We start from the raw sequence: 25,260 nt of genomic DNA, 5'->3' as shown, positions 1-25,260 counted from the left end.
GGCTTGACGGTGGCGGCGATCATAACATAGCGTTCGTTTACTAAACGATCATTCACCAATGGAGGCAGGCATGACAGAACAACAAAAAGTGGTGCTCGTGATTGGCGCCGGGGATGCTACCGGCGGCGAGATCGCCAAGCGCTTTGCCCGCGAGGGCTACATTGCCTGTGTTACCCGGCGCCAGGCTGACAAGTTGCAGCCGCTGTTGGACGACATCCGCGCTGCCGGCGGCCAGGCCCACGGTTTTTGCTCCGATGCGCGCAAGGAGGAGGAGGTGGCGGCGCTGGTCGAAACCATCGAGCGTGATATCGGCCCGATCGAAGCGTTTGTGTTCAATATCGGTGCCAATGTGCCTTGTAGCATTCTCGAGGAAACCCCGCGCAAATACTTCAAGATCTGGGAGATGGCCTGTTTTGCCGGTTTCCTCACCGCCCAGGCGGTGGCCCGGCGCATGGTCCAGCGCGAGCGCGGCACCATCCTGTTCACCGGCGCCACTGCCGGCACCCGTGGCGCGGCGGGCTTTGCGGCATTCGCCGGGGCCAAGCACGCCTTGCGCGCCCTGGCCCAGAGCATGGCGCGCGAGCTGGGGCCGCGGAACATCCATGTCGCCCACGTGGTGGTTGACGGGGCCATCGACACCGCCTTCATCCGTGACACTTTCCCCGAGCGCTACGCCCTCAAGGACCAGGATGGCATCCTCGACCCGGCCCACATCGCCGACAGCTACTGGTTCCTGCACGCCCAGCCCCGCGACGCCTGGACCTTCGAGCTGGACCTGCGCCCCTGGATGGAACGTTGGTAAGCCCCTTTCTCCGAGCAAGGACCCTAACCATGCACAAGACTGTCGATTTCTTTTTTGACCTGGGCAGCCCGGCCAGCTATCTGGCCTGGACCCAACTGCCTGGCCTGTGTGCCCGCCAGGGTGCCACGCTGCGCTACCGGCCGATGCTGCTGGGCGGGGTTTTCCAGGCCACTGGCAACGCCTCGCCGGTGATGATCCCGGCCAAGGGCCGTTACATGTTCACCGACCTGGCGCGCTTCGCCGCCCGCTATGGGGTGCCGTTCGAGTTGCCGCCGGGGTTCCCGGTCAATACCTTGACCCTGATGCGCGGGGCAGTGGGCACCCAGCTGCGTTCGCCGGAGCGGTTCGAGGCGTTGCTGGCGGTGCTGTTCAATGGGCTGTTTGCGCAGCGCCGCAACCTGGGCGATAACGCTGTCCTCGACGACACGCTGAGCCAAGGCGGCTTCGACCCGCAGGCCTTTCGCGCGCTGGCGGGTGATGACGAGGTGAAGGCCGCGCTCAGGCACGCGACGGAAGAGGCAGTGGAGCGCGGGGTGTTCGGCGCGCCGACCTGTTTTGTCGGTGACGAGATGTTCTTCGGGCAGGACCGCCTGGACTTTGTCGAAGAGGCCCTGCGTCAGGGCGCCGGCAGCCTTACCTGAAGGCGCCCCTCCCACAGGGTTGGCGCCTTCCCTGTGGGAGCGGCTTCAGCCGCGAACACCGGCGAAGCCGGTGCCATCCCGCACGCATGAAGCAATCAGAAATTCGCCGGGGTATTGGCGCTGATGATCTCGGCCTCGTCCGGGCCGATGTTCTTGAAACTGTGCGGCAGGGTAGTGGGGATGTAGTACCCGTCGCCCGAGTTGAGCACGCTCACCTGGCCATCGACCCACAACTCGACGGTGCCGCGGGTGACCAGGCCACACTCTTCACCCTCGGCATGCACGATCGGTTCGCCCGAATCGGCGCCCGGTGCATACAGTTCACGCAGCATGCGCATCTGCCGGCCTTCGACACTGGCGCCGACCAGCAGCATGCGCAGGCCGTTGCGGCCCAGGTCTGGCTGCTCGCCGCCACGGAACACGTAGCGCTCTTCGCGCACCGGCTCGTCGAAACTGAAGAACTCCGCCAGGCTCATCGGAATGCCTTCGAGCAGTTTTTTCAGGGAGCTGACCGAAGGGCTGACACGATTCTGCTCGATCTGCGAGATCGTCGAATTGGTCAGCCCGCTGCGGCGGGCCAGTTCCCGTTGGGAGAGGTTGTTGCGTTCACGCACCAGTTTGAGTCGCGTCCCCGTGTCCATAGCCGCCTTGTAATCAGAGGTGTCAATAATAATGAGCGATGCGCATTAAAACACACTCTGCGCGCTTGCGCGCTGTGCTTGTCAGGCCCGCTGATCGCGGGGCATCGGCCATGACCCGACCAGCAGCAACAGCGCCGCCACCGCCAGGAACGGCAAGCGTGGATCGACGGCATAAACCAGGGTGCCGGCCAGCGGCCCGATCACTGCGCCCATGCCCTGGGCAGCACCGATGGAGCCGGCCGTGGCGCCTTGCTCGGAGGCGTGCATGGCATTGCCCGCCAGCGCCGAAAACGCCGGGAAGACGAAGCCCATGCCCGCCGCCGCGACAAAGTAGCAAGCCCACAGCCAAGGCGCCGCGGTGGCCAGCGAGCCACAGGCAAAGCCCAGGGCCGAAACCGTGGCGCCGACCCGGATCATCTTCAACGGCGGCCATTCCAGCTGGCGCAGCAGCACCTGCGCCAGGATCAGCGCCACACCCACCGTGGTCAGGGCGATGCCGGCTGCCTGGGCCGCCTCGGCAGGGCCCAGGTGCAGGCGGTCGAGGGCAAAGAAGCCGACGATGATCTGCGATACCGTGACACTGAGCATGGCACTGAACGCCACCAGCAAAGGTCGGCGCAGGCGCGGGTCGTTCAGCCGCACCGGGCTGGGGGCATGGCTGTGCGGCAGCGTCTGCGGCTTGAGGGTGAACAGCAGGACCAGAAAGGCACTGGCCGGCAGCAGCGACATGATATGGAACGGCAGGCTCAGGCTATGCCGCGCCAGCAGCGCCGCCAGCGCCGGCCCCACCACCAGGCCGACGGCATTGGCCGCCCCCAGCGAGGCCATGGCCCGGGCCCGGCGTTGCGGTTCGACATGGTCGGCGATCAGCGCATTGCAGCCCACCGGGATGGCAGCATAGAAGGCGCCGATACAGCCGCGCGCGACCATCAGGCCGATAAAGGCCAAGGTCGCCCCCGGCAGCCAGCGCAGCGCACCTTCGACGAACAGGCACAGCAGCCAGTAGGCCAGGGTGAAACCGGCGCTGCCCAGCAGCAGGATGCGCCGACGTCCCAGGCGGTCTGCGGCGCGCCCCCAGGGCCGGGCCAGCAGCACCCAGACCACGCCCGCCACGGTCACGGCGGCACCGGCTTGCCAGGTGGCCATGCCGAGCTGGCGGGCGATCGGGCCGATCAGGGCGACGAAGGCCATCATCGACATGGTACAGGCCATGTTGGCCAGCAGCAGGGGGCGCAAGTCCAGGGTACTGGCGGGTGCGAGTGTGGCAGGATCCTTTGCGACATTCATAGGGCAGTCCAGGGCGGTACGGCAAATAGAAAGCCGATCTTGTTGGGAATTATTATCGATTGTCTACCCCCTGGGCTGCCGAGCGTCATTCGCTGCGGCGCAGTGGGCCAGGCCACATGCTACGCAACACGCCATCGCGGCGCACCCACGCGTGCACCAAGGCCGCACCCACATGCACCAGCACCGTGGCGAACAGCAGGTAGCCGGCCCAGCCGTGGGCCTGGCGCAGCACGGCGTACAACTGCAGGTCATGCGGGGCGATCGCCGGCAAGCCCAGCGGGCGGGGGTAGCCACCGGCCGACAGCATGGCCCAGCCCAGCAGCGGCATGGCCAGCATCAGGCCATAAAGCAGCAGGTGCGAGGCCCCGGCTGCCCAGCGTTGCAGTGTGGGCAGGTCGTGCGGCAGGGCTGGGTGGGGCAGGGTCAGGCGAACGGCGATGCGCAGCAGCACCAGCACCAGCAGGGCCAGGCCGGTTGCCTTGTGCAACCCGATCAGCACGGGGTGGCGCGGCGACAGGTCGGCGACCATGCTCACACCGATGAACAACATGGCCAGGATCAGCACGGCCATCAGCCAGTGCAACAGGCGGGCGAGGGGGTGGAAGGCGTCGGTTTTCATGGGTGGGCTCCGGTGCCGAGCGATTCGCGGCTGCGGCGGTTGAAGGATTCCGAGTAGGCGGCCGAACGGGCGGCGAGGATCGGGTCGGCGGAGGCCTGGATGCCCCGGGGCAAGATCAGTGGGTCGAAGTTGAGGTCACGGCAGGCACCTTGCTCGGGGCCGTCGACCTGCTCCAGTACCAGCGTGCCGGCGTCCACGCTGCGTCGTTCGGCAGGCCAGGGGCTGGCAGGGTCGTCCACTGCATCGCCAGGCTCCGCCAGCACCAGGCGCAGGGTCCAGCGCAGCGGGCCTTGGGCCAGCCTTTGCTGCAGGTCGTGCTGCAGGAACTGTTTGTCATCGACCTGGGCAGGCAGGGCGGCAAACGCTGTTTGCGGCTCCAGTTGCCAACGCACGGGGTGGGCTGCGCCGCTTGCGTCGATCAGGCGGAAGGCGTTGATGCTGTGGTACTGCGTGCTGGCGAAGCTGTTGCTGGGCTTGTAGCCTGCCGCCCATTGGCGAAACGCCGCGCTTTCCGGGTGGGCGGCGAAGAACGCCTGCAGTCTGCCCGGATCCGGCTTGCCGGTGGCCGGGTCTGGCGCCCCCGCCAGTACCTGTTCATAGAAGGCTTGTGGCGTGCTTACCGCCAGCACCGGCGGGTTGTTCATGCCGGTACGCCAGACCTGCCCGTCGTCGGTGCTCAGCTCGATGGCCAGGCTGCGCACCGGTATGCCGGTATCCGGCGCGAACGGGTTGGCGCCGCCGATGGCGAAGCGGCCGATCACTGGCACCCGCGGCTGGCTGAACGCCCGTGCCGTGGACAGGCTGGCGGCCTGCCCGCTGGGCTGGAAGTAGCCGCTGACGCACAGGCCCTTGGCGTGGTTCTTGCGGTAACCCGGGTAATGCCCGGCCTGGGCTTCGAAGGTGTCGATGATGCGCTGCGGGGTCAGGCGGGTTTCGCCAAGCCAGCCGGCGGCATAGGCAAAGGCGGCGCCGGCGCCCAGTATCACGGCGCCGATGGCGGCCAGGCGCAGGGCCTTGGCCGGGCCGTGCAGGGGTGAGTTCATGGTCATTGTCCGGTTCGGTGAAGGTGCCGGTACGACGGCGCAGGGAAAAACTTATTCCCTCGCCGGGAATAGAATTTCCTCACAGGCGTCTGCCTCTTACACTGACAGCCCCAGAGGCCGGGACTTTGCCATGCATGATCTGGACGACCACCAGTGGCGCGAGCTGCTGGCCCGCCTGCGCCGCTTTGCCGTGTGGCTGACCCGCGAGCCGGGCAGCGCCGACGACCTGGTGCAGGCCACGGTCGAGCGGGCCTTGAGCCGGCGCGACCAGCAACGCGACGCCGATGCCCTGCGGGCCTGGCTGTTCACCATCCTTTATCGGCTGTTCCTCGACGGTAAGCGCCGCGAGCGCCTGCATGCGCGCTGGCTGTCCTGGTTCGGCCGCGCTGAGCGCGACGACGAGCCGGTTGGCGGCAACCTTGAGGCCATTGTCCTGGCCCAGGCCGACCTGCAGGCTTTCGCCCGGCTCACGGCAGAACAGCGTGCGCTGTTGCTGCTGGTCAGCATCGAGGGTTTGAGCTACAAGGAGGCCGCCCAGGCCCTGGGTATCCCTATTGGCACTGTGATGTCGCGCCTGTCGCGCGCCCGCAATGCCTTGCGCGAACTGACCGAGGGCAGCCCCCAGCCCCCGGCCTTGCGGAGACTGAAATGACGCGCCTGATCCCCAGCGAAGACGAACTGCACGCTTACGTCGACGAGCGCCTGGAGCCTGTGCGCCGGGCCGAGGTGCAGGCCTGGCTGGCGGCCAACCCACAGGCCGCGGCCAAGGTCGAGGGTTGGCGTGCCGACGCCCGCCGCCTGCGTACGGCACTGGCCGGGTTTGGCGAAGTGCCCGGGGCGGCGCAGCTGGACCTGGGGCAGTTGCGCCGGCAATTGCGCCAACGCCGCCAGCGCCGCTGGGCCACGGCGGCGGTGCTGCTGCTGGCGTTGGGTGTGGGTGGCCTGGGTGGGTGGCAGGTGCGCGACGCGACCTTGGCGCGTGCCGACCTGCCGATGGCCGATGCCGTCCAGGCACACCGCTTGTTTGCCGGCAGCCAGGCGCTGGATATCCAGGCCAGCGACCCGGGCCAGTTGCGCGACTGGCTGGGGCGCCACTTCAGCCGCGTGGGCCAGTTGCCGGACCTGGCGGGCTACGGCTTCAAGCCGGTGGGCGCGCGCCTGCTGAGCAATGAGCAGGGGCCGGCGGCGCTGCTGGTGTTCGAGGATGGCAAGGGCCAGCGCATCAGCTTGTTCCTGCGCTCACCAGGTGATCAGTATCGGCGCATGCCGGACGGGCAGCGGGTAGATGGCCAGCTGGAGGCGCGGTATTGGTCGCATGGGGCCTACAACTTTGCCCTGGTCAGCGCGGCGGACGATGTGCGCGGGGCGGGGGTGGGAGAGGCGTTGCGGTTGGGTTTGTAACAGATGCGCGGTCCCTGTAGGAGCGGCCTTGTGTCGCGAAAGGGCCGCAACGCGGCCCCAGGATGTCAGCTTCGATGCACAATTTGCTGGGGCCGCCATGCGGCCCTATCGCGATACAAGGCCGCTCCTACAGCGGGTAGTGCTTCAACTCCCGAGCAATCAGCATCCGCTGGATCTCGCTAGACCCTTCATAGATCTGCGTGATCCGCGCATCGCGGTAGTAACGCTCCACCGGGTAATCCTCCAGGTAGCCATACCCGCCATGCACCTGGATCGCCATCGAGCACACCCGCTCGGCCATCTCCGAGGCGAACAGCTTGGCCTGCGAGGCCTCCGACAGGCACGGCTTGCCGGCGCTGCGCAGGCGCGCGGCATGCAGGATCAGCAAGCGCGCGGCATTCACCTGCACCTGCATGTCGGCCAGCAGGTTGGCGATGCTCTGGTGTTCGTTGATCGGCTTGCCGAACTGCACCCGATCACGCGAGTAGGCCAACGCCGCCTCGAACGCGGCGCGGGCAATGCCCAGTGCCTGGGCAGCAATGCCGATACGGCCGCCCTCGAGGTTGGACAGGGCGATGGCCAGGCCCTTGCCACGCTCACCGAGGATGTTGGCGGCAGGGATGCGGCAGTTGTCGAAGGTGACCGCGCAGGTGTCGGAAGCGCGGATGCCCATCTTGTGCTCGCTGCGATCGACCTTGAAGCCCGGGTTGTCGGTGGGCACCAGGAACGCCGACAGGCCCTTCTTGCCCAGCTCCGGGTCGGTCACCGCGAAGACGATGGCCAACCCGGCGCGGCGGGCGTTGCTGACGAACTGCTTGGCACCGTTGATCACCCACTGGCCATCCACCAGCTCGGCGCGGGTGCGCAGGTTGTGCGCCTCGGAACCGGCCTGGGGCTCGGTCAGGCAGAAGCAGCCGATCACCTCGCCGGTGGCCAGGCGTGGCAGCCACTGCTGTTGCTGTTCGGCCGTGCCGTAGGCCAGCAGCGGGCCGCAGCCCACCGAGTTGTGGATGCTCATCATCGCTCCGGTGGCACCGCAGCCGGCGGCGATCTCTTCCACCGCCAGGGCGTAGGCGACGTAGTCGGTGTAGCTGCCGCCAAAGTCTTCCGGCACCACCATGCCCAGCAGGCCCAGTTCGCCCATCTTGCGTACCACGCCATCGTCGATCCAGCCGGCCTTTTCCCAGGCCTGGGCATGCGGGGCGATCTCGCCACGGGCAAAGTCCCGGGCCATGTCGCGGATCATGATCTGTTCTTCGCTCAGTTCCAGGTCTTGCATCTGTGTACTCCCGGGCTCACAGGCCTTCGAAGAATTGGTCGACCCGCTGGCGTTGCAACGCGGCCAGGGTCGGCGGGTTCCAGCGTGGCTGCTTGTCCTTGTCGATGATCAGCGCGCGCACGCCTTCGATGATGTCGCCGTGCTGGAACCACTGGCGGTCCAGGTGCAGCTCCATGGCAAAGCAGTCGTCAAGGCTCAGGTGGCGACCCCGGCGCAGCATCTCCAGAGTAACCGCCATGGCCAGCGGCGAGCGGCTTTCCAGCTGGTCGGCGGTGGCCACGGCCCAGGCGTGGCTGTCGCCAATGCTCACCGCACGCAGTTGCTCGACGATGGCAGGCATGTCGGGCAGGGCGAAGAAGTGGTCGATGACCGGGCGCAGTTTTTCCAGCGGCGCATCGTCGAGCACCTGGGTGCCGAGCCTGGCCAGCAGGTTCTGCAGGTCCTTGAGTGGCTGGTCGCCGAAGTGCAGCTGGTCCAGGCCCTTGTCGAGGGCTGCCAGCTGGTCGCTGGCCAGGTACCAGTCGGCCAGGCCGCAGTACAGTGCATCGGCTGCCTGGATCTGGCTGCCGCTGACGCCCAGGTAGATGCCCAGTTCACCGGGGAGGCGCGACAGGAAGTAGCTGCCACCCACATCCGGGAAGTAGCCGATTGCCACTTCGGGCATGCCCAGGCGGCTGCGCTCGGTGACCACGCGCAGGTCGCAGCCCTGGGCCAGGCCCATGCCGCCACCGAGGGTGAAGCCGTCCATCAGCACCAGCACCGGCTTGCGGTAGCGGTGGATGGCCAGGTCAAGGGCGTACTCCTCGACGAAGAAGCTTTCATGAAGCGTTTCGCCGGCCTTGAAGCTGTCGTGCAGCGAGCGGATATCGCCACCGGCGCAGAAACCCTTGGGGCCCTCGCCACGCAGTACCACGGCGTGCACGTGCGGGTCTTCGGCCCACAGGTCGAGGTGCTGGCGCAGGCTGCGGACCATGTCCAGGGTCAAGGCATTGAGGCCGGCGGGGCGGTTCAGGGTCAGATGGCCGATCTGGTTGCGGACCTCGGCCAGCACATGGTCGGTTGCCGAGGTATGAGCGTGCGCAGTCATTGCGTTCTCCCTGCTTTGTTATTGATTTTCCAAGTGAAGTCTGGAGTTCGCTGGAGGATCGCAGGATCCTGTCATGCGAATTTGCCTTGCACAATCGACAAATCTGCAGGCGGATTCTGCATTTTTGTCTTGTGTGGCGATAACGCCACTCTAGCAAGGTTTCAGGTTGGCCGGGCTGGCCCTATCGCCGGCAAGCCAGCTCCCACAGCTACCGCACAACTTTCAAGGCCTGCGCTGTACCTGTGGGAGCTGGCTTGCCGGCGATAGGGCCATGAGCGACAGCGCATAGGCTAAATCGTTACCCTGACCGTAACGATCAGTGCCTGAGCTTGATTGATGCGCAACCACCCCAGCCCTAAGGTGACCCCCACGACAGCGAACCCGTGGAGTCACCATGACAACAACCAAGAATCCACCGCCGCAATGGTCGCGGCGGCGCGCCGAAAAGCAGCGCCGCCTTGACCGGGTCCGACACCTCGCCGACGGCGTGGTGCTGCCCACCGAGCGTATCGTCGAAGCCTTGGAACTGCTGCTGGCTCCCGGCGACCGGGTAGTGCTCGAAGGCAACAACCAGAAGCAGGCCGACTTCCTCTCCCGCGCGCTCGCCAAGGTCGACCCTGGGCGCCTGCACGACCTGCACATGATCATGCCCAGCGTCAGCCGCGCCGAGCACCTGGACCTGTTCGAACGTGGCATCGCCCGCAAGCTCGACTTCTCCTTCGCCGGCCCGCAGAGCCTGCGCATTGGCCAGCTGCTGGAAGACGGCCTGCTCGAAGTCGGTGCCATCCACACCTATATCGAGCTGTACTCGCGGCTGCTGGTCGACCTGATCCCCAACGTCACCCTGGTGGCTGGTTTCATGGCCGACCGCGATGGCAACCTGTTCACCGGCCCCAGCACCGAAGACACCCCGGCACTGGTGGAGCCGGCCGCGTTCAGCGACGGCATCGTCATTGCCCAGGTCAACCAGCTGGTGGACCGCGTGGATGACCTGCCACGGGTCGATATCCCGGCATCCTGGGTCGATTTCGTGGTGGTTGCCGACCAGCCTTTCTATATAGAGCCTCTGTTCACCCGCGACCCGCGCCATATCAAGCCGGTGCACGTGCTGATGGCGATGATGGCCATTCGCGGCATCTACGAAAAACACCAGGTGCAGTCGCTGAACCATGGCATTGGCTTCAACACCGCCGCCATCGAGCTGATCCTGCCCACCTATGGCGAGTCCCTGGGCCTGAAGGGCAAGATCTGCCGCAACTGGACACTCAACCCGCACCCGACACTGATCCCGGCCATCGAGACCGGCTGGGTGGAAAGTGTGCACTGCTTCGGCACCGAGCTGGGCATGGAGGACTACATCGCCCAGCGCCCGGACGTGTTCTTCACCGGTCGTGATGGTTCGCTGCGTTCCAACCGCATGATGTGCCAGCTGGCCGGGCAGTACGCCGTCGACCTGTTCATTGGCGCCACCCTGCAGGTGGATGGCGATGGCCATTCCTCGACCGTGACCCGCGGCCGCCTGGCCGGCTTCGGCGGTGCCCCGAACATGGGCCACGACCCCCGTGGTCGGCGCCATGCGACCCCCGCCTGGCTCGACATGACCGTGCCGGAAACCATGCTCGAACGCGGTCGCAAGCTGGTGGTGCAGATGGTCGAGACCTACCAGGAAGGCGGCAAGCCCACCTTCGTGGAAACCCTCGATGCCGTGGAAGTGGCCAGGAAAGCCGGCATGCCGCTGGCGCCGGTGATGATCTATGGCGACGACGTCACCCACCTGCTGACCGAGGAGGGCATTGCCTACCTGTACAAGGCCCGCAGCCTGGAAGAGCGCCAGCAGATGATCGCCGCCGTGGCCGGGGTTACCGCCATCGGCCTGCGGCACGACCCCAAGGACACTCAGCGCCTGCGCCAGCAAGGCCTGGTCGCCTTGCCCGAAGACCTCGGTATCCGCCGCACCGACGCCAGCCGCGAGCTGCTGGCCGCGCGCAGCATCGCCGACCTGGTCGAATGGTCCGGTGGCCTCTACAACCCGCCTGCACGGTTCAGGAGCTGGTGATGAAAGCACTCGACTTGCAACCGCGTGGGCTTCTTCGCGAGCATGCTCGCTCCCACAGGGAAAGTGATGCACTTGAAGATTGCGCGGTCCCTGTGGGAGCGGGCGTGCCCGCGAAGAGGCCAGCACAGGCAACCGAATTACCCCTGGCCGACCACCTGGCCGACCTGGCCGTGGAAGCCCTGATCGACGAAGCAGACCTGTCCCCCAAACCCGGCCTGGTCGACCGCCGTGGCAACGGCGCCCACCACGACATGACCCTGGCCCTGATGCATGCCTCGGCCTTGGCCCTGTGGCCATGCCTGCGCAACATGGCCGAAGCCGCCCAGGCCATCGGTACCCTCGGCCAGCCCCTGCGCGCCACCCTGGGCCAGCTCGGCCGCGAAGGCGAGGCGGCAATGCTGGCCGCCACCGGCGGGGTCAACACCCACCGCGGCGCAATCTGGGCCCTCGGCCTGCTGGTAGCATCCAAGGCCCTCGACACCCGGGCCGATGCCAACACCCTGGCTGCCCGTGCCGGTCGCATCGCACTGTTCGACGACCCCGCCATGACCACCCAAGACAGCCATGGCCTGCAGGTACGCCGCCGCTATGGCACTGGCGGCGCCCGCGAACAGGCGCAACAAGGTTTTCCGGCGGTTATCGGCCACGGCCTGCCACAACTGCAGCGCAGCCGCGCCGCCGGTGCCAGCGAACCTCACGCCCGGCTCGACGCGCTGCTGGCGATCATGGCCGTGCTCAACGATACCTGCGTGCTCTGGCGCAGCGGCCCGACCGGGTTGGCTGCCGTCCAGCACGGCGCCCGTACTGTGCTGAGCGAAGGCGGCAGCGCCACGCTGGCCGGGCGCCGGCAGCTGCGCCGGCTGGACCAGCACCTGCTGCACCTGAATGCCTCACCGGGCGGCGCCGCCGATCTGCTGGCCGCCTGCCTGTTCCTCGACAAAGCCGGGAGCCTGTGACATGGAAACCCTGACCTTTCAATTCCCCGCTGCCGCCCCGGGGCGTGGCCGCACGCTGGTGGGCTGCGTCAGCTCCGGCGACCTTGAAGTGCTGATCGAACCCGGCACCGCCGGCAGCCTGCAAATCCAGGTGGTGACCTCGGTCAACGGCAGCGCTGCCCGCTGGGCGCAGCTGTTCCAGCGCCTGTTCGAGGGCCGCACCTGGCCGGCCGTGAACATCGACATCCATGATTTCGGCGCCACCCCAGGTGTGGTGCGCCTGCGCCTGGAGCAAGGCTTCGAGGAGATCGCCCATGACTGATATCGCACGCCTGCTGCACAGCCGCAGCTTTGTCGAACTGGGCGCCCGCCAGCGCGCCCGCGCCGTGCTCGACCCGGGCAGCTTCCGTGAACTGCTGGGCCCGTTCGACCGGCTGATGTCACCCTGGCTAGCGCGCCAGGGCATCGTGCCCCAGGCCGATGATGGCGTGGTCATTGCCAAGGGCCTGCTGAACGGGCGCAACGCTGTGGTTGCCGCCATCGAAGGCGGCTTTCAGGGCGGTAGCATGGGCGAGGTGGGGGGGGCCAAGATCGCCGGTGCGCTGGAGCTGGCCATCGAAGACAACCGCAACGGCATCCCCACCTGCGCCGTGCTGCTGCTGGAAACCGGCGGTGTACGCCTGCAGGAAGCCAACCTGGGCCTGGCGGCGATTGCCGAAATACAGGCAGCGATTGTCGAGCTGCGCGCCTGGCAGCCGGTAGTCGGCCTGGTCGCAGGTTCGGTCGGCTGTTTCGGCGGCATGTCCATCGCCGCCGGCCTGTGCAGCCACTTGCTGGTCACCCGCGAAGCCCGCCTGGGCCTCAACGGCCCGCAGGTGATCGAGCAGGAAGCGGGCATCGGTGAATACGACGCCAAGGACCGCCCCTTCATCTGGAGCTTGACCGGCGGCGAGCAGCGCCACGCCAGCGGCCTGGTCGATGCCTATGTGGCCGATGACATCGAGGCATTGCGCGAACGCTTGCTGCAATTGCTCGACGAGCCTTCAAGGGATCGCGCCGGTCAACACGCCTGGTTCCTCGAACGCCTGGCTCGGCTGGGCGATGGCTGCCCGCAACTGGATGCCGCTGCCGTGCGTGACCTTTACCAAGGAGAAGCCAAATGAACCGTGCCTTGAACTGGCTGCCGGGCCTGGCCGGCGGGCAAGCCTTGCCCGGCTACCCCGCGTCGTTGCGGGTAATCGATGGCGAACTGGACAACCGCCTGGCGCGTTTCATCGCCGTGGTGCCGGACGCCGACAACCCGTTCCCCCGGGCGCGCTCGGGCGAGGTCGGCCTGCTGGAAGGCTGGGGCCTGGCCAAGGCCGTGAGCGAAGCGGTCGAGGCTGACCGCCATGGCCAGAAGCGCGCCATCGTCGCGGTGATCGACGTGCCCAGCCAGGCCTATGGCCGCCGTGAGGAGGCGTTGGGGATTCACCAGGCTTTGGCCGCTGCGGTGCAGGCCTATGCCCAGGCGCGGCTGGCCGGGCACCCGGTGATCGGCCTGCTGGTCGGCAAGGCCATGTCTGGTGCCTTCCTGGCCCACGGTTACCAGGCCCAGCGCCTGATCGCCCTGGACGATGCCGGGGTCATGGTGCACGCCATGGGCAAGGCGGCGGCGGCGCGCATCACCCTGCGCAGCGTCGAACAACTGGAAGCCCTGGCCGCCGAGGTACCGCCGATGGCCTACGACCTGGTCAGCTACGCCTCGCTGGGCCTGCTGTGGCGCCGCCTGACGGTGGACAACGCCGAGACGCCGAGCAGTGCCGACATCGCCCAGGTACGTGCCTGCCTGGCTGATGCGGTGCGCGACATCGGCAGTTCGAGCGACCTGTCGTTGCGGCTGGCGGGCGAAAACCGCAGCGCCTCGCGCCAGGTGCGTGAACAGCTGCGCCGCCAGTGGCAGGGCGCTTGAGATGAACGCGCCAAGGCCGCACGACCTGCTCTGGGGCATGCCCGTATCGGGCCTGCCTGCTGATGCGCCGCGTTGGGCGCAGGATGCGCTGCTGAGCGGCCAGCCGGTGGTGGTGCGCCGTGCCACTTGTGCGGACGGCTGGGTGGCGGTGGGGCTGCGTGGCCAGGGCAGGGCGCAGCGGTCGGGTGTACTGATGCGGCTGGCCGATATCCAGTATCAGCAAGGCCCCGAAGCGCTGCGCTGGCAAGCTGAAAGCCCTTGGCCTGCATTGCAGGCCCTGGCCTCGGTCGCCCCGGTACTGGATGCCAGCGGCCTGGCCTGGGGGCCGACAGGTGGGGTGGGGTACCAGATCGCCACCGGTATGGAGGTAATACACGCCGACAGCGACCTGGACTTGCTGCTGCGCACGCCACAACCGCTGGCCCGGGCGCAGGCGCGTGAGCTGCTGGATATCCTCGATTGCGCGCCTTGTCGTATCGACCTGCAGCTGGAAACCCCGGCGGGTGCTGTCGCCCTGCGTGAGTGGGCCGGCTTCGCCCGCCGCGTGCTGCTCAAGTCGGCCCATGGCCCACGCCTGGTCAGCGACCCATGGGCAGCGATGGAGCGTGCAGCATGAGCAGCTTGTTCGCCTTCCCCGGCCAGGGCGCCCAGCAGGTGGGCATGCTGCAGCGCCTGCCTGAGGGTGCTGGGCAATTGCTGGAAGAGGCCAGTGACACCCTCGGCCAGCAGGCCCTGGCGCTGGACAGCCAGCAGGCCCTGCAGACGACCCGTGCCGTGCAGCTGTGCCTGCTGCTGGCTGGCGTGGCCTGGGCGCGCTGGCTGATGCAGCGCAGCCCCGCGCCGGATTACGTGGCGGGCTTGTCGATTGGCGCCTATCCGGCGGCGGTCACGGCGGGCGCCCTGGGCTTTGCCGATGCCGTGCGCCTGGTTGCCCTGCGTGGCGAACTGATGCAGCGCGCCTATCCGCAAGGCTACGGCATGACCGCACTCAGCGGCCTGGACCTGGCCTGTGTCGAACGCTTGCTGAGCGATGCGGGCGGCGAGGTGTATGTCGCCAACCTCAACAGCGACAACCAGATCGTCATCGCCGGCAGCGATGGCGCGATGGCTGCGGTTGCCGCCAAGGCACGCCGGCTGGGCCAGGGCGTGGCCCGGCGCCTGGCGGTCAGCGTGCCGTCGCATTGCCCGTTGCTGGATGGCCCGGCGGCCGAACTGGCCAGTGCCTTCGCCACGGTCGAGCTGCAGCGACCGCGTATCACCTACCTCAGCGGCAGCAGTGCACGGCCGATATTCGACCCACAGCGTCTGCGCGACGACCTGGCCGGCAACATGGCGCGGGTGGTCGACTGGCGTGCTACGTTGCGCAACGCCTATGAGCGTGGCGTGCGCCTGCACCTGGCACTGCCGCCCGGCAACGTGCTCGGCGGGCTGGCCCGGCCGGTGTTCGAACAGGGCAGGGTGGTTGCTGTTGAAGGCACCCGCTGGGACACCCTGGATGCGCTGCTACGACAGGAGGTGGCCAACGATCGATGATGGCAACACCGCGGCGGATGGTGACCCCTGTGGGAGCGGCTTTAGCCGCGAAGAATCCAGCGCGGTGCATGGCACCGGCTGCGCCGGTGTTCGCGGCTAAAGCCGCTCCCACAGTGTTCAGTTCCATGGGGGCGAAAGCCGCACAAAAGTGTGTTTACGAAGAACAACAACAAGCAACTTCGACACTACCTGAGGACAACAACAATGATCATCTATGGTGTGGCACTGCTGGCGGTCTGCACGCTTGCCGGCGTCATCGTCGGCGACTTCCTGGGCGTGCTGCTGGGCGTCAAATCCAATGTGGGCGGGGTCGGCATCGCCATGATCCTGCTGATCTGCGCACGCCTGTACATGCACCGCAACGGCGGCATGAGCAAGGAATGCGAGTTCGGCGTGGGCTTCTGGGGCGCCATGTACATCCCGGTGGTGGTGGCCATGGCTGCCCAGCAGAACGTGGTCACCGCCCTGCACGGCGGGCCGGTGGCGTTGCTGGCGGCGGTGGGTGCGGTACTGGTGTGCGGTGCGACCATTGCCCTGATCAGCCGCAGCCACCGCGGCGAACCCCTGCCGGCAGTGGAGGCCGGCCCCGAAAGCAATGTGCAGGCTACCCCTGCAGGAGGGCGTTGATCATGTGGCCGATCATTGACAATGCCCTGGAACATAACGGTTTGATCACTGCCTTCGCGGTGGTGGGCGCGATCATGTGGTTGTCGGTGGTGCTGTCGAAGTACCTGACCTTCGGCCGCGTGCACGGCTCGGCCATCGCCATCGTCATCGGCCTGGTGCTGGCCTGGGTCGGTGGCACCATAACCGGTGGCCAGAAAGGCCTGGCCGACATGGCGCTGTTCTCCGGCATCGGCCTGATGGGCGGGGCCATGCTGCGCGACTTCGCCATTGTCGCCACGGCCTTCGAGGTGCAGGCCACCGAGGCGCGCAGGGCCGGAATGATTGGCGCGGTGGCGCTGCTGCTCGGCACGGTGCTGCCGTTCATTGTCGGCGCTGCGGTGGCCTACGCCTTCGGTTACCGTGATGCGGTGAGCATGACCACCATCGGTGCAGGTGCGGTGACCTATATCGTCGGGCCGGTGACCGGAGCGGCGCTGGGGGCCAGTTCGGACGTGATGGCGCTGTCGATTGCCACCGGGCTGATCAAGGCGATCCTGGTGATGGTGTTCACCCCGGTATCGGCGCGCCTGCTGGCGCTGGACAACCCACGTTCGGCGATGGTGTTCGGCGGGTTGGCGGGGACGGTGTCGGGGGTGACGGCCGGGCTGGCGGCGACCGACCGGCGCCTGGTGCCGTACGGGGCACTGACAGCCACCTTCCATACCGGGTTGGGCTGCCTGATGGGCCCGTCGATTCTGTACTTCTGCGTACGCGCCCTGGTCGGTTGACAACAATCTGCTGGACTGCGCAGACCCCTTGCAGGAGCGGCCTTGTGTCGCGATCGGGCCGCAACGCGGCCCCAGCGATATCCGCACCGCAGCGAAGATCCTGGGGGCCGCTGCGCGCCCCATCGCGACACAAGGCCGCTCCTACAAGGTTTTGTGTGTGCCGGTAGATGGGCTCAGCGCTCACGCATGAAGAAACCGGCAACGAATTTGCGGAAGGTTTCCAGGCTCTTGAAGTCGGCGTAGCGCTTGAAGTTCTCGGTATCCGGTTCGGGGCCGATTGGCTGCTCCAGCAACGATACCGACAACACCCGGTCCTGGTCCGAAGTCATTACCAGTTCATCCATCACCTGGCCGCCGATCACCGGGCGGCGCATCTGTACTTTCACACCTTTGCCGGCCATCCAGTCGACCAGCGATACCAGGGCCTTGAGCGGCTCGCGCTCTTCGTCGCGATACACCGGGAACAGGTGGGCGCGGGACAGCACCGGTAAGCTGGCGACATGGATCAGCTCGTAGAAATGGCTGCCGGCACTGGTCGGCGAGTACAGCGCCAAGGCCAGCAACGGCCCGGCGGTGCGGTTGCCGCCCCAATACAGGTGGTGGCCCTGGAAGTCGAAGCCGTCTTCACTGCGGTTGTTGAACAGCTTGCGCCCTTTGATCTGGTCCACGCAGTCCAGCAGCAGGCCGTGGCGGCGGTGGTTGCCGAACACCGTGGCTTCGCGCAGGCGGGACTTGAGCATCATCATGTGCTTCATGTCCAGGCGGGTTTCCAGGTAGTTGCTGGCGGGCACCCGTTCCAGCAGCGGATAGCGGCTGGCAACGCTGCGCAACTCGGCAAACTGCCCGGTCAGGTCCTTTTTCAGGTGCGTGGCATACAGGTTCAAGCCGCTGGTCTCGATCCAGGTCAGCAGCAGTGACAGCAGGCGCTGTTGGTCGCGCCGCTCGCTGCCATCGCCGCCGGCACCGGCGGTGCCGCTGCGAAAATCGCCGATCAGGCGCAACGGTGTGTCGGGCGGCAGCCAGGCAGCGGGTGGCGCGGGGTCGTTCTCGCGCTCGGCCGCTTCCCGCTCGTCCTTGGTGAACGGGCAGCCGGGCGCGTGTTCGGCGGTACCCGGGTTGTTCTTGAGAAACAGCGTACCGGTGCTGCCGTTGAGGGTGACATTGAGTACCGGCAAGGCATCGTTGCGGCAGTCGCAGGCCAGCCACTGGTTGGCGTTGCGCACCTTCATCAGCAACTGGTTGGCCTGCAGCAGGCGCGGGCCGGCGAGGCTGCCGGTGGCAAAGCCGACCAGCAGCTCCTCTTCTGCAGGGGTCAGGCTACGGACCTGTGCGGCGGTTTTGTCGATGATTCGCATGAAGCAGCTCCCAGCTACGAGCCCCAAGCTTCAAGCAAAGTCGCGCCGCTTTCAACTTAACGCTCAGTTGCCACCGAACATCTTCGCCGCGCGGGCGCGAATTTCGTCGGGGGTCAGGTCCTCCTTGTGGGTGGAAACGAACCAGATGTTGCCGAACGGGTCTTTCAGGGTGCCGCTGCGGTCACCGTAGAACTGGTCGGTCAAGGGATGCAATTGGGTGCCGCCGGCGGCCAGGGCCTGGGCGTAGACCTTGTCGCAGTCTTCGACATACAGGTGCAGGCCCACGCCTGTGCCGCTGAGCTTCTGGCTGGCGGTGAGGCCGCCTTCCATGTCGCAGGGGTCGCCCAGCATCAGCGACGAATCACCGATTTTCAGCTCGGCATGGCCAACGCGGCCGCCAGGGGCATCGAGGCGGAACATTTCCACTGCGCCAAAGGCCTTCTTGTAGAACTCGATGGCCTTGGCGGCGTCGTTGATGGCCAGGTAGGGCGTGATGCTGTGCTGGCCTTCGGGGATGGGTTTGGCTGCCATGTTCGACTCTCCTTGGAAGCGGGCGCCGGTTGGCGCCCTGTTGCTTAGAGTCGTTTGCGTGGATGGAAAATCGACAGGGGCGATAGACCGATTCTCTATAAACGCGGCGGTCAGAAGATGTAGTCGGTGGTCAGGAAGCTCGACTGCCGGTTGCGAATGATCTCGCTGATCAGTTCCTTGTTGGCCTCCTGGAAGCGCGTTGCGACCAAGGTGCGGATCGAGAACACACGCAGGGCGTCATGTACCGACAGGGTGCCTTCGGCGCTGTTCTTGCGGCCGTTGAAGGGGTAGGTGTCGGGGCCGCGCTGGCATTGCGCGTTGATGTTGATGCGCCCGACCTGGTTGGCGAAGATGTCAACCAGGCTGCCGATGGTCGCCGGGTCATTGCCGAACAGGCTCAGTTGCTGGCCGTAGTCGGAGTCCAGTACATAGTCGATAACCGTCTGCAGGTCGCGGTAGGGCACTACCGGCACCAGCGGGCCGAACTGCTCCTCGTGGTACACGCGCATGTCGCTCTTCACCGGGTACAGCACGGCCGGGTAGAAGAACGAGCCACGGCTGTGCCCACCACCTTCGTTGAGCACGCGTGCGCCCTTGGCGGTGGCATCGGCGACCAGGCCGTCGAGGTAGTCGACCTTGCCGGGCTCGGGCAGCGGCGTCAGGGCAACGCCTGGCTCCCAAGGCATGCCGGGCTTGAGCGCGGCCAGCTTGCGCTGGAACTTGTCGAGGAAGGCATCGACCACGTCCTCGTGGACGAACAGGATCTTCAGCGCCGTGCAGCGTTGGCCATTGAACGACAGCGCACCGGTGACTGCCTCTTCGACGGCGTTGTCGAGGTCCACCTGGGGCAGCACGATGCCCGGGTTCTTGGCATCCAGCCCAAGCGCGGCGCGCAGCCGGTGTGGGCGCGGGTGCAGCTTCTTCAGGTCGCTGGCGGCCTTGTGCGTGCCGATGAAGGCGAACACATCAACCTTGCCGCTGGCCATCAGCGCGCTCACCGTTTCCCGGCCACGGCCGTAGATGACGTTGATCACCCCCGGCGGGAAGCTGTCACGGAAGGCTTCGAGCAATGGCCGAATCAGCAGCACGCCGAACTTGGCGGGCTTGAACACCACGGTGTTGCCCATGATCAGCGCCGGGATCAGCGTGGTGAAGGTTTCGTTCAGCGGGTAGTTGTATGGCCCCATGCACAGGGCCACGCCCAGTGGTGCCCGGCGGATCTGGCCCAGCGTGCCCTGTTCCAGCTCGAAGCGGCTGGAACGGCGGTCGAGGTCCTTGAGGGCGTTGATGGTGTCGACGATGTAGTCGCAGGTGCGGTCGAATTCCTTTTCCGAATCCTTGAGGTTCTTGCCGATCTCCCACATCAGCAGCTTGACCACGGCCTGGCGCTGTTCACGCATGCGTGCCAGGAAGGTCTCGACGTGCTGGATGCGCTCGGCCACGCGCATGTTCGGCCAGGCGCCACGGCCTTTGTCGTAGGCCTGGACGGCGGCATCGAGGGCGGTGAGCGCGGTATCGGCATCGAGCAGCGGGGCGCTGCCCAGCACCACCTGATGCTCATCGTTGCCTTCCTTGAGCCAGACCGGGCTGCGCACCGTGGCCAGGGGGCCGTCCCAGCGCCTGAGCTCGCCGTTCACCAGATAGTCGCGTTGTTCCAGGGGGGCTTCCAGGCGCCAGGTTTCCGGGATGTTCTCGGCGCTGGGGAAGAGTGAATCGAGCAGACGGTCCATGGGTACTGCACCTCACATTGCTGGGCGGGTTTCAAGCCGGGGTGAATCGCTTCAGCTAGGAGCATGCACCGGCCACCGGAAAAACACCAGTCTGGCCTAACATGGCGGCAAATGCCTGCCTGTTGTGCAGGCAGGCACCGGGGGGCGGTCAAAGCGGGAGGTTGAACAGGTCGTACGGTGGATGCGTCAACCATTGCTGACGCAGGGCGGGGTTTGCCTCGATCAGGGCCAGACGCCGCCAGAACTCTGTACGGGCTTGCCTTGGGTGGGACAGGAACGGTTCAAGCTCAAGCAAGGGCCTGAGATCGCGCCGATACTGCAGCGGCAAACGCTGCCACAGGGCCAGTTCTGCCGGGCCGGTCTGTTCGAAGAATTCCTGATAGTCGCTTGCGCATACCATCAGGTCCACCTGATGCGCAGCGTTGTAAGCCTCGATCTGTGCAACCACGGGGGCGCCCAGCCATTCGCTTTCCAGGCGCAGCGCCTCTGCGACTGGCCTTGGCACGGTGAAACCGTCTGGCAGCCGCAGCAGCTGGTTGTCGGCAATATCCACGATGATGGGCTCGATCATCTGGTCCAGGCCTTGCGGCAATTCGCTGAGCGCACAGTCGTTCAGGAACAGCGTCCTCAGGTAGGCCAGCCCGCGCAGGTCCGGGGCCTGCAGCAGTGGGTTGCCCGAAAGGTCCAGTACTACAAGCCCGGAGCAGCGATTCAGTGCCTGCTGGGCTTGGCTACTCCAGGTAATGCGGTTGCCTTCCAGATCCAGCCAGGCGAGGTGCTCAGGGTTACCCAGGCGGGGCACGGTGTCGAACCGGCAGTCGGCCAGCAGCAGGCGATTGAGGTTGGGGAAGCGCTCGTAGAACTCGGCCGGCAGCTGGCTGAGCGAACGGTTGTAGCTGAGTGACAGGTGCTGCACATGGGTGAAGTCGTCTGGCAAGGCCAGGCTGGCCAAGTCCTGGTTGTCCAGCTCCAGGCCGGACAGGTCCAGGCTGTGCAGGTTGCCACCCCCTTCAAGCGCTACGGTCGACAGCCGCCGCCAGGCGTTGAGGATGGGGCGGATGGCCAGGTGCCGCTGGTGCGGGCGCTGCGGATCGGGCCGGGCCCATTCATGCAGGTCGCGGCGCAAAGTATCCAGACGCTGCTGCAGGTCGTGCAGCCGCTGTGTGGGTGAGCGAATGTCATCGACGTATGGGTTGTCCTCGTCGTTGCCGAGCCAGTTTTCGAATTCCCAGTCGGTGGCGTCGGGGAACAAGCGCCGATAGGCCCCGGCCAGCGAGCCTGCCAGGCGCGGCTGAGGCGGTTCGGGGTCAAGCGGCCGACCGCCGCGCAAGCCGCCCATGGGCTTGCGCAGCAGCGCGCGATGACCCCAGAGGCGTTGGGCCAGTGTCTGCCTGTGCAGGTCGACCCAACCCAGTACGCGCTGGCGTAGCGAGCTGCCATCGGCCGTCGGGATACCCAGCGTATCGCGATGCGAGCGTGGCAGTGCCTGCTCAATGGCACGGCAGAGGTCCGGATCACGCGGCCCAGGCGCAGGGCGCTCGCCCCGGTCGACCTCATAGCCTTCGGCCGTTTTGATCACACGGCGCAGGGTGCTGGCCTGGTCGCGGCCGACATGCTCCAGCAAAGGGCCCTCGGGGCTCGCACCGTGCAGCTCGAGGCGCAGGTCCGCGGGCCAGTCGGGCATGGCATCCAGGGCGCTGAACAGCAAGCGTTCGCTGTCGCTGCTGGCCCGGGCTGGCTGAAGCACACCCTCCAGGGCGCGTACCAGGGGCAGCTCGCTGTGTACCTGTTCCAGTGCCTGGCGAACCTGAATGGGTAGCTGACCCTGCTGTTGCCAGGCGAGCGATTCAGCCTCGCCTAGCGGTGTCAGCACACGCGTGGCCAGGGCAGGGGAAAGCCGCGGATAGGCAGCGAGCAGTTTCTGCGTTGACGGGGTGGTGGGCGCGCTGCCGTTGTAGAGGCGCTCGAACAGACCCGGCGGGGCCTTGTCGGCCAACGCCTCTACCTCGGCCTGTGCCGCCATGCGTTGCAGGGCATCGAGCAACAGCGGGGGCGTTGCTCGGCCTTCCAGGTGCACCCGGCGCAACTGCGCGGCGTCGATGCCGCAGAGGCGGCCGGCCTGCGTCAGCTTTTCTGGCGTGAACGCGGCATATGCAGGGCCGAGACGGCGCGCCAGCTTCGCGAATGGCCACTGGCCGGGCTGTTCATGCTGGCCGCGCCAGGCGCCTTGGGCATTGTGCATCAGCGGTGGCTGCCAGGCATCGGGCGTATCGGGGTGAATGACCCGCCATTGCTGCAGGTCGTGATCGAAGCGTTGTTCGAAGAGCTGGCCGTCCATGCGGATGAAATACCGGCCCTGATACAGGTACTGGCCAAGTGCATTGGGCTGCAGGGTTTCGGGCAGTGTCACGGCACTGCGGTAGGGGGCGAGGTCTTCATTCCAGAGCCGGTAGCGCCCGTCGTTGCCGCGTACTTGCTGCAGGCTTTCCATCAACGGGCTGTTGAACAGCTTGGGCACGACCTTGCCCGCTGCCACGAACCCTCCGATCAGGGCCAGGTTCAGGCCAACCGCCTCCAGGTGGCGCAGTGCCAGGTGGCGGTCGCCTTCATGCCAGGCCTGGTAGCCCTCGAAGGCCTCGCCGAGCAGTTGGCAGGCAGTGACGGCCAGCATCAGGGTGCCTGCACCCGGAACGAAGAACGCGGCAATACCGAGTGCATCCAGGCCAAGGCTTTCCCATTCCTCCAGGCGCCTGGTTCGCGCGTTGGCATCGGCCATTGCTGTCGGGACCGCCAGCAGGCTGGCTTCGTGCTTGAGGCGGGCCAGGTGCAGGTCCTGGTAGTGGCCGAAAGGCTCGGCCGTGATGGCCACGCGTGTGGGGCGCAGGTCCGCTTGCACTGCGCGCTGCCAAGGGCGGTCAAAGGCCGTGTTGCCCGTGGCGTCGAGGTTCTGCTGCAACAGGTCGAGAAAGTGCGTGCGTTGGTCCTGCCTGATGTAGGCCGTGAAGGCCTGGCGGGCATCGGGCTCCAGCAGCAAGGTCGCCAGCGTGTCGTGTACCGCTTCCAGGTTGCTGCATTGACGCAGGGCCGGGTCATGGGCGGGCAGGTACAGCGCCAGCCCCGCACTGCCGGCATCGATCAGCATGACCTCGTGCAGGGGCGTGCCGAACAGCGCCAGTTGCCAGCACCTCACGGCAGCACCCTGCAACAGCTGTTCGACCTGATCGCGCGTGCTGCCGTCAAGCAGGTGCCGCAGATAGGCAAGGTCGGCCGCCAGGCGCAGGCGGTCTTTCTGAACCTGGATGGCCAAGGCTCGGGTAGCGGGCTGGGCAAGGTGTTGTTCCAGGTGGGCCTGGTAAGCCTCACCCAGGTCCAGGTCACGGCACTGTGTGGCGAAAGCGGCCGGCTCAAGTGGCAGCCGTTCCACCTGATAGTGCTCCGACTGCAATGGGAAGTGCGCGACGGGTGATTGCATGCCGAAGGGGGCGGAGCCTTGTACCAGAATCGGCGTGACCTGAATGTTGTCACCCAGGGCAATGGCACTTTCAGCGATGAACACCTCGTCGCTGGCGAAGTTCTGCAGGGCGGCCTGTAGCAGGTTGTCGCGGCGATGGCGGTAAAGATAGCGCAGGGCTGCCCAGTGCCAGCTGCGCTCGACCCGCAGCAGTTGGCTATTGCGCAGCGGCGCGTGAAAGCCTTGTTCGGCAAGACGCCGTTGCAGCAATGGCTCGGCGAATTCAGTGATCTGTTTCAGGCCTTTGAGCGAGCCGGCCAAGGCTGCTTGCGCCTGCATCAGGCGCGCCTGGCTGGCATGCACTGTGTCACGCAGGTCGGGGGCAGCATTGGCGAACCAGTCCTGCGCCCTCCACGGGGCGATCTGGGTTCGCTTCAACGCGGCCCATTGATTGGGCGTTACCTGGCGTGCCCAGTGCGGCAGCTGCGCCTCGAGCAAGGGTTGATGAGGGTTGATGGCTGGCATGTCGATGCTCCTTTCATGCAAAGAGGGGGCATCAAACGGTATTTATCGATGGCCAAGTGGTAATGGGATAACGCGGGTTGGATATATGGCCTGCGGTTGCCTGCTGACTCCGTGACAAGCGTGTAGTATCCAGGCGCATGGCAGCGGCGAGCGGGGTGAGGAATGATCGAGGTATCACGGTTCTGGCGCGACCCGGCGTTGCCCTTCGTCGAAGCCCGGCGGGTAGGGGACGGGCGCCAGGTGTGCTACGCCGCGCATTCCCACGAGAGCTTTTCCATCGGGGTGATCACGGGTGGGCGCAGCACCTACCTGTACGGTGACCAGTGCATCGAGGTGGCGGCTGGTGCCACGGTATTGATGAACCCAGGCGTGGTGCATGCCTGCAACCCCATCGCCGGGGAGCCATGGTCCTACCTGATGTTGTTCGTCGACATGCCCTGGTTGCAGGCGCTGGGGTTTGCCTTGCCGGCCCAGGCCTGGAGTAGCTCGCCGGTATTGTACCGGTGCCTGTTGCAGGCCTTTGCCGACCTGTTCGATGCCAGCGTGCCGGACCGCGAAGGCCGCCTGGCGGCACTGTTTGGCGCACTGCCGGGCATGCTTGGCGGTAATGCCAGCGTGAACGACGAGGGCAACCCGCGACTGGACGCGGCGGCAGCGTTCATACGCGCCCATCGGGGCGACCCGCTGAGCCTGGACGACATCTGCGCGGCCTGCGGCCTGTCGCGTTCCTACCTGATTCGCGCGTTCCGCCAACGCTTCGGCCTGACGCCGCATGGCTACCTGCTCGACCAACGCGTGCAGCTGGCCAGGGCGCAACTGCGCCAGGGCCGGGCAATCGCCGAAGTTGCGCAGGAGGCCGGGTTTGCCGACCAGGCGCACCTGCAGCGGGCCTTCAAGCAGCACCTGGCGGCGACGCCGGGGCATTACCGCAATGCATTCGGCTGAATTGCCATTTTGGCTGTGATGGCCCTATCGCCGACAAGCCAGCCCACACAGGTG

The 25,260-nt window shown here is 66.5% G+C and carries 24 protein-coding genes; 14 read left to right on the top strand and 10 right to left on the bottom strand.

The window, feature by feature from the left end; genetic code table 11:
- Window positions 1-70 precede the first annotated feature (70 nt).
- Together ABX298_RS24750 and ABX298_RS24745 are read left to right on the top strand one after the other, a co-directional pair.
- Window positions 71-802: an SDR family oxidoreductase gene (locus ABX298_RS24750; protein ID WP_367393784.1), complete on the top strand. Its 732-nt coding sequence runs from the start codon at window positions 71-73 to the stop codon at window positions 800-802.
- Between the two features lie 29 nt (window positions 803-831).
- Entirely contained in the window at window positions 832-1,443 is a 612-nt protein-coding gene (locus tag ABX298_RS24745) for a 2-hydroxychromene-2-carboxylate isomerase (protein ID WP_367393783.1), read from the top strand.
- Window positions 1,444-1,538: 95 nt separating this feature from the next.
- Here the strand turns inward: ABX298_RS24745 and ABX298_RS24740 are convergent, their stop codons facing one another.
- The 4 genes from ABX298_RS24740 to ABX298_RS24725 form a co-directional block, all read right to left on the bottom strand.
- Entirely contained in the window at window positions 1,539-2,084 is a 546-nt protein-coding gene (locus ABX298_RS24740) for a cupin domain-containing protein (RefSeq protein ID WP_003248033.1), read from the bottom strand.
- A gap of 81 nt (window positions 2,085-2,165) precedes the next feature.
- On the bottom strand, window positions 2,166-3,371 hold the full coding sequence (locus ABX298_RS24735; protein ID WP_367393782.1) for an MFS transporter: 1,206 nt from the start codon (window positions 3,369-3,371) through the stop codon (window positions 2,166-2,168).
- 85 nt (window positions 3,372-3,456) lie between these two features.
- Window positions 3,457-3,990, bottom strand: coding sequence for a cytochrome b (locus tag ABX298_RS24730; RefSeq protein WP_367393781.1), 534 nt, complete (start codon window positions 3,988-3,990; stop codon window positions 3,457-3,459).
- Window positions 3,987-5,039, bottom strand: coding sequence for a catalase family peroxidase (locus ABX298_RS24725; RefSeq protein ID WP_367393780.1), 1,053 nt, complete (start codon window positions 5,037-5,039; stop codon window positions 3,987-3,989). Before ABX298_RS24725 ends, ABX298_RS24730 begins: the two co-directional genes overlap by 4 nt.
- Window positions 5,040-5,163: 124 nt before the next feature.
- Here ABX298_RS24725 and ABX298_RS24720 point away from each other — a divergent pair, with 124 nt between their 5' ends.
- Together ABX298_RS24720 and ABX298_RS24715 are read left to right on the top strand one after the other, a co-directional pair.
- Window positions 5,164-5,685 (top strand): sigma-70 family RNA polymerase sigma factor, encoded by a 522-nt coding sequence (locus tag ABX298_RS24720; protein WP_075045376.1) that lies wholly within the window; start codon window positions 5,164-5,166, stop codon window positions 5,683-5,685.
- Window positions 5,682-6,434: an anti-sigma factor gene (locus tag ABX298_RS24715; protein WP_025339389.1), complete on the top strand. Its 753-nt coding sequence runs from the start codon at window positions 5,682-5,684 to the stop codon at window positions 6,432-6,434. The genes ABX298_RS24720 and ABX298_RS24715 overlap by 4 nt, the downstream gene beginning before the upstream one ends.
- 127 nt (window positions 6,435-6,561) lie before the next feature.
- Here the strand turns inward: ABX298_RS24715 and ABX298_RS24710 are convergent, their stop codons facing one another.
- Together ABX298_RS24710 and ABX298_RS24705 are read right to left on the bottom strand one after the other, a co-directional pair.
- A complete protein-coding gene (locus ABX298_RS24710) occupies window positions 6,562-7,713 on the bottom strand; it encodes an acyl-CoA dehydrogenase family protein (RefSeq protein WP_003258582.1) in 1,152 nt (383 codons plus the stop codon).
- Window positions 7,714-7,729: 16 nt separating this feature from the next.
- Complete coding sequence (locus ABX298_RS24705) at window positions 7,730-8,800, bottom strand: enoyl-CoA hydratase/isomerase family protein (RefSeq protein WP_367393779.1); 1,071 nt, start codon at window positions 8,798-8,800, stop codon at window positions 7,730-7,732.
- A gap of 394 nt (window positions 8,801-9,194) precedes the next feature.
- On the opposite strand from ABX298_RS24705, the gene mdcA reads away from it, so the two are divergent.
- From mdcA to madM, 9 genes are all read left to right on the top strand, one after another.
- On the top strand, window positions 9,195-10,856 hold the full coding sequence (gene mdcA / locus ABX298_RS24700) for a malonate decarboxylase subunit alpha (protein WP_015270609.1): 1,662 nt from the start codon (window positions 9,195-9,197) through the stop codon (window positions 10,854-10,856).
- Window positions 10,856-11,812 carry a triphosphoribosyl-dephospho-CoA synthase gene (locus ABX298_RS24695; protein ID WP_367393778.1) on the top strand — a complete coding sequence of 319 codons (957 nt, stop codon included), beginning with the start codon at window positions 10,856-10,858 and terminating at the stop codon, window positions 11,810-11,812. The genes mdcA and ABX298_RS24695 overlap by 1 nt, the downstream gene beginning before the upstream one ends.
- Before the next feature lies 1 nt (window position 11,813).
- Window positions 11,814-12,113 (top strand): malonate decarboxylase subunit delta, encoded by a 300-nt coding sequence (locus ABX298_RS24690; protein ID WP_024087234.1) that lies wholly within the window; start codon window positions 11,814-11,816, stop codon window positions 12,111-12,113.
- Window positions 12,106-12,954, top strand: a complete 849-nt coding sequence (locus ABX298_RS24685) for a biotin-independent malonate decarboxylase subunit beta (RefSeq protein ID WP_075045371.1) — start codon at window positions 12,106-12,108, stop codon at window positions 12,952-12,954. The genes ABX298_RS24690 and ABX298_RS24685 overlap by 8 nt, the downstream gene beginning before the upstream one ends.
- A complete protein-coding gene (mdcE, locus tag ABX298_RS24680) occupies window positions 12,951-13,742 on the top strand; it encodes a biotin-independent malonate decarboxylase subunit gamma (protein WP_075045370.1) in 792 nt (263 codons plus the stop codon). Before ABX298_RS24685 ends, mdcE begins: the two co-directional genes overlap by 4 nt.
- Window position 13,743: 1 nt before the next feature.
- The gene (locus tag ABX298_RS24675; protein WP_075045369.1) at window positions 13,744-14,358 is read left to right on the top strand and encodes a malonate decarboxylase holo-ACP synthase; all 615 of its coding nucleotides are present in this window, start codon (window positions 13,744-13,746) and stop codon (window positions 14,356-14,358) included.
- On the top strand, window positions 14,355-15,275 hold the full coding sequence (gene mdcH, locus ABX298_RS24670; protein WP_367393777.1) for a malonate decarboxylase subunit epsilon: 921 nt from the start codon (window positions 14,355-14,357) through the stop codon (window positions 15,273-15,275). The genes ABX298_RS24675 and mdcH overlap by 4 nt, the downstream gene beginning before the upstream one ends.
- Before the next feature lie 204 nt (window positions 15,276-15,479).
- Entirely contained in the window at window positions 15,480-15,902 is a 423-nt protein-coding gene (gene madL, locus ABX298_RS24665) for a malonate transporter subunit MadL (protein WP_286099974.1), read from the top strand.
- Between the two features lie 2 nt (window positions 15,903-15,904).
- Window positions 15,905-16,669 (top strand): malonate transporter subunit MadM, encoded by a 765-nt coding sequence (madM, locus tag ABX298_RS24660; RefSeq protein ID WP_024087229.1) that lies wholly within the window; start codon window positions 15,905-15,907, stop codon window positions 16,667-16,669.
- Between the two features lie 173 nt (window positions 16,670-16,842).
- Here the strand turns inward: madM and ABX298_RS24655 are convergent, their stop codons facing one another.
- The 4 genes from ABX298_RS24655 to ABX298_RS24640 form a co-directional block, all read right to left on the bottom strand.
- Window positions 16,843-18,024 (bottom strand): hypothetical protein, encoded by a 1,182-nt coding sequence (locus tag ABX298_RS24655; protein WP_286099973.1) that lies wholly within the window; start codon window positions 18,022-18,024, stop codon window positions 16,843-16,845.
- 63 nt (window positions 18,025-18,087) lie between these two features.
- A complete protein-coding gene (locus ABX298_RS24650) occupies window positions 18,088-18,555 on the bottom strand; it encodes a VOC family protein (protein ID WP_025339339.1) in 468 nt (155 codons plus the stop codon).
- Between the two features lie 110 nt (window positions 18,556-18,665).
- Window positions 18,666-20,285, bottom strand: a complete 1,620-nt coding sequence (locus ABX298_RS24645; RefSeq protein ID WP_025339338.1) for an NADP-dependent glyceraldehyde-3-phosphate dehydrogenase — start codon at window positions 20,283-20,285, stop codon at window positions 18,666-18,668.
- A 148-nt stretch (window positions 20,286-20,433) separates the two neighbouring features.
- On the bottom strand, window positions 20,434-24,261 hold the full coding sequence (locus ABX298_RS24640; protein WP_367393776.1) for a DUF6543 domain-containing protein: 3,828 nt from the start codon (window positions 24,259-24,261) through the stop codon (window positions 20,434-20,436).
- Between the two features lie 162 nt (window positions 24,262-24,423).
- Here ABX298_RS24640 and ABX298_RS24635 point away from each other — a divergent pair, with 162 nt between their 5' ends.
- A complete protein-coding gene (locus ABX298_RS24635) occupies window positions 24,424-25,206 on the top strand; it encodes an AraC family transcriptional regulator (RefSeq protein WP_075045363.1) in 783 nt (260 codons plus the stop codon).
- The last annotated feature ends 54 nt before the right edge of the window (window positions 25,207-25,260 follow it).

The organism is Pseudomonas sp. X4 (assembly GCF_040784925.1).
Taxonomy (GTDB): domain Bacteria; phylum Pseudomonadota; class Gammaproteobacteria; order Pseudomonadales; family Pseudomonadaceae; genus Aquipseudomonas; species Aquipseudomonas putida_Z.
This window is presented reverse-complemented; position numbering and strand designations above follow the sequence as displayed.